Annotated in this window: 6 protein-coding genes; 1 reads left to right on the top strand and 5 read right to left on the bottom strand. The window is 73.1% G+C overall.

The features are described from left to right. Positions 1-1,024 (top strand): hypothetical protein (locus ACXR2U_RS23955; RefSeq protein ID WP_458827607.1); only part of this gene is annotated, 1,024 nt, incomplete at its 5' end. A 557-nt stretch (positions 1,025-1,581) separates the two neighbouring features. On the opposite strand, the gene rplI is transcribed toward ACXR2U_RS23955, so the two are convergent. The 5 genes from rplI to ACXR2U_RS23930 all read right to left on the bottom strand — a co-directional run. Beyond that, positions 1,582-2,028, bottom strand: a complete 447-nt coding sequence (gene rplI, locus ACXR2U_RS23950) for a 50S ribosomal protein L9 (protein ID WP_458827606.1) — start codon at positions 2,026-2,028, stop codon at positions 1,582-1,584. A gap of 24 nt (positions 2,029-2,052) precedes the next feature. Continuing rightward, a complete protein-coding gene (gene rpsR, locus ACXR2U_RS23945; protein WP_458827605.1) occupies positions 2,053-2,289 on the bottom strand; it encodes a 30S ribosomal protein S18 in 237 nt (78 codons plus the stop codon). A gap of 61 nt (positions 2,290-2,350) precedes the next feature. After that, positions 2,351-2,857: a single-stranded DNA-binding protein gene (locus ACXR2U_RS23940; protein WP_458827604.1), complete on the bottom strand. Its 507-nt coding sequence runs from the start codon at positions 2,855-2,857 to the stop codon at positions 2,351-2,353. A 4-nt stretch (positions 2,858-2,861) separates the two neighbouring features. Further along, positions 2,862-3,152: a 30S ribosomal protein S6 gene (gene rpsF / locus ACXR2U_RS23935; protein WP_458827603.1), complete on the bottom strand. Its 291-nt coding sequence runs from the start codon at positions 3,150-3,152 to the stop codon at positions 2,862-2,864. Positions 3,153-3,348: 196 nt separating this feature from the next. Beyond that, positions 3,349-3,566: hypothetical protein (locus ACXR2U_RS23930; RefSeq protein ID WP_458827602.1), on the bottom strand; the 218-nt coding region annotated here is incomplete at its 5' end.

Here is a 3,566-nt window from a genome sequence, read left to right as displayed (position 1 = left end):
GGGCGCGCTCGCCGGGCGGGCGACCCGCGCCCCGTTCGGGACCGGCGGCGCGCTCGGCGCCGCGGGCGGCAGCTACAACATCGGCAGCTTGAAGCTCGACATCACCGCCGGCACCGCGCTCACCGACCTGCTCGGCACGCTCACGACGTCGGCGACGGCCGTCCGCGCCGCCGTCCAGGCCGCCGTCGACGACGCCACGGCCGCCCTGCCGGCCGGCGGCGTGCTGACCCTCTCGGGCGACCTGCCCGACCCCGCGGGCCTGCTCGCCGCCCTGACGTCGGTGTCCGGCCCGGGCTACGAGGCAGACCTCGCGGCCGGGACGCTCTCACTGGACCTCGTGCCGATCATCGAGAAGGCCACGGGGAAGAACATCAACGCCCTGGACCCGAACACCGACCTGGTGCCGCTGATCGTGGCGGCGTTGCCGGGCATCGCCCAGGAGATCGTCGACGCCCTCACCACCCAGCTCGACACCGCCCGCGACGCCTTCATCGCCTCGCTCGGCGGCGTCACCGTCAGCGTCGCGGGGATCCCGGTGCCGATCACGGCCCAGGCGCTGAGCGCGTTCCTGCCGGACTTCACGACGCTGACCGCCCCGCTCGGCACGGCCTTCAACGCCCTCGGCGGCGCGCTCGGCACCGTCCTCGGCCAGCTGGGCTCGGCGCTGTCGGCGCTGCTGGCGCTCACCGCGAACGTCCAGTCGACCGGCGACGACCAGACCTTCACCGAGACCGCGCTGCAGCTCGCGGTGCTGCCGAGCATGGGCGGGGGCGTCCCGACCGCCCTGCAGCTCGACCTCGCCAGCGCGTCCGTCGGACCCGGCACGCCCCTGGTCGCCACCACCCCGGCCTCGAGCCCGACGCCGTCCACCACCGTGCCGATGCTCGCGAACACCGGTCCGTTCCAGACCCTCGGCGGCCTGGCCCTGGGCACCTGGGCGCTCGTCGCCGGCGCGTTCATGCTCGCCGTCACCGGCGCGGTCGTCGGCTCCCGCAAGGTCCACGTGGGGGCGCACCGCCACTGACGCGAAGCCCGACCGCGTTCACGTGAACGCGGTCCGGACCCGCACACGACGACGGCCCCGCCCTCCGTGAGGAGGCCGGGGCCGTCTGCGTCGTGCGGGGGTGCGGGGGTGCGGTGGTGCCGTGGTGCGGGGGTGCGGGCACGCGGTCCGGGCCACCGAACTGCACCGGTGGTGCACACCCACCCGTCCCCACCGCGTTCACGTGAACGCGGCGGCCGCCCGCTCGACCAGCTGGACCCACGAGTCGGCCCGGCGTTCCCCCGCCCCCCGGCGTCCACCCCGTCGGACCGGGGTGTGCGTCGACCGGTCCGGCGCCGACGCCGCCGGTCTCGGAGATCGGGATCCCCAAGGTTGCGTCCGCACGGCGAGGTCAGCCGGCCCGATCGCGCCGGTGCTGAGGGCGTCCGGGCCCCGCACCTGCCCGAGTGGGTGCACGGGTGCCCAGCCCGACCGCGTTCACGTGAACGCGGTCCGGGCCCGCACACGACGACGGCCCCGCCCTCCGTGAGGAGGACGGGGCCGTCTGTGCGACGTGCGGTGGTGCGGTGGTGCGGGTGTCAGCTGCCGGTGACGGTGACCGGAACGGTCGCGACGACGTCCGGGTGCAGTTCGACGGTGACGTCGAAGGTGCCGGTCGTCTTGAGGTGGCCCGGCAGGTGCACGGTCTTGCGGTCGAGCAGCGGGCCACCGGCGGCCTTGACGGCGCCGGCGATGTCGGCCGAGCTGATCGAGCCGAACAGCCGGCCGCCCTCGCCCGCGCGCGCGGCGAGGGTGACGGTGAGCTGCTCGAGCTGGTTCTTGATCTCGGCCGCGTGGCTGCGGTCGCGGATCACGCGGGAGTCGCGGGCGCGCTTGATCTGCGCGATCTGCTTCTCGCCGCCCTTGGTCCACGCGATGGCGTCGCCACGCGGGACCAGGTAGTTGCGGCCGTAGCCGTCGGCGACCTCGACGATGTCACCGGCGGTACCGAGACCGCTGACCTCACGGGTGAGGATGAGCTTCATGGTGGTGCTCCTTGGTCAGCGCGCTCAGCGCGCGGTCGAGGTGTACGGCAGCAGCGCCATCTCGCGGGCGTTCTTGACCGCCTTGGCGATCTGCCGCTGCTGCTGCGAGGTCACACCGGTGACGCGACGGGCGCGGATCTTGCCGCGGTCGGAGATGAACTTGCGGAGCAGGTTCACGTCCTTGTAGTCGATGTACTCGATCTTGGCGGCCTTGAGCGGGTTGGCCTTCTTCTTCGGCTTCCGGATCGGAGGCTTCGGCATGTCTGGGATCTTCCTCTGCTACGTGGTGTCCGCTGACGCGGTCAGCGGGCGGAGTCGGGGTCTAGAAGGGGGGTTCGTCGCTGGTGTAGTCGTTGCCGCCGCCACCCGAGGGTGCGGACGGCGCCGAGCTCCACGGGTCGTCGGCCGGGGCACCGCCGCCGCCACCGCCACCGGAGCCGAAACCGCCCCCGGAGGACGAACCCCGCGAGGTGCGGTTGACCTTCGCCGTGGCGTACCGCAGCGACGGGCCGACCTCGTCGACGTCGAGTTCGATGACCGTGCGCTTCTCGCCCTCACGGGTCTCGAACGAACGCTGCTTGAGCCGGCCGGACACGATGACGCGGGCGCCACGGGTCAGCGACTCGGCGACGTTCTCCGCGGCCTGGCGCCAGATCGAGCAGCGCAGGAACAGCGCTTCGCCGTCCTTCCACTCGTTGGTCTGGCGGTCGAAGGTGCGCGGGGTGGACGCGACGGTGAACGACGCGACGGCCGCACCCGACGGCGTGAACCGGAGCTCGGGGTCGGCGGTGAGGTTGCCGACCACGGTGATGACGGTTTCGCCGGCCATCAGATCACCGGGCGTCCGGGCGCAGGACCTTGGTCCGGAGCACCGACTCGTTGAGGTTGAGCTGACGGTCCAGCTCGGTGACGGCCGACGGGTTCGCGGTGATGTCGAGGACCGCGTACACGCCCTCGGCGTGGTGGTCGATCTCGTACGCGAACCGACGGCGGCCCCAGACGTCGACCTTGTCGACGGTCCCGCCGTCGTTCTTGATCACGTTGAGGAAGGTGTCCAACGAGGGCGCGATGGTCCGCTCGTCGAGATCGGGGGTCAGGATGACCATGACTTCGTACTTGCGCATGCTGACGCTCAGTCCTCCTGTGGACTCGGTCGGCCACGGTCTCTCCGTGGCAGGAGGTGCAGGCTGCGGATCCGGAGACTCCGGGCGCTGGCCAACCGCTCCAGCGTACCGGAGACGCAGGGTCGCGGCCTCCGCCGGAACGGGCCCGGGGTGGTCCCAGCCCCGGTCTCAGGTCCGGTCACTCAGGTCCGGTCGCTCAGGTCCGGGCGAGCCGGCGCCGCGCGAACCAGAGCACGGAGGCCCCGGCCAGGGCGGCGATCGCCGCGATGGTGAGCGAGGTCGGCAGGCCCGGCAGACCGCCGTTGCCGTCGCCGGAGCGGGCGTCCGCGAACGCCCGGTCGACCGCGATCTGGTCGCTGCCCGCGCCCAGGGCGTTGCCGCCCGCCGCGACCGCCGCGGCGGCGTCACCCGCAC

It is taken from the genome of Jatrophihabitans sp. YIM 134969 (genome assembly GCF_054456675.1).
Note: the sequence above shows the minus strand (reverse complement) of the source record. Positions and strands in the feature narration are given on the sequence as shown.

What these genes read in the sequence shown, in the direction of transcription:
- rplI (WP_458827606.1), bottom strand. Translation starts at nt 2,028, where the DNA reads ATGAAGCTCATCCTCACCCGTGAGGTCAGCGGTCTCGGTACCGCCGGT.
- rpsR (WP_458827605.1), bottom strand. Translation starts at nt 2,289, where the DNA reads ATGCCGAAGCCTCCGATCCGGAAGCCGAAGAAGAAGGCCAACCCGCTC.
- rpsF (WP_458827603.1), bottom strand. Translation starts at nt 3,152, where the DNA reads ATGCGCAAGTACGAAGTCATGGTCATCCTGACCCCCGATCTCGACGAG.
- ACXR2U_RS23940 (WP_458827604.1), bottom strand. Translation starts at nt 2,857, where the DNA reads ATGGCCGGCGAAACCGTCATCACCGTGGTCGGCAACCTCACCGCCGAC.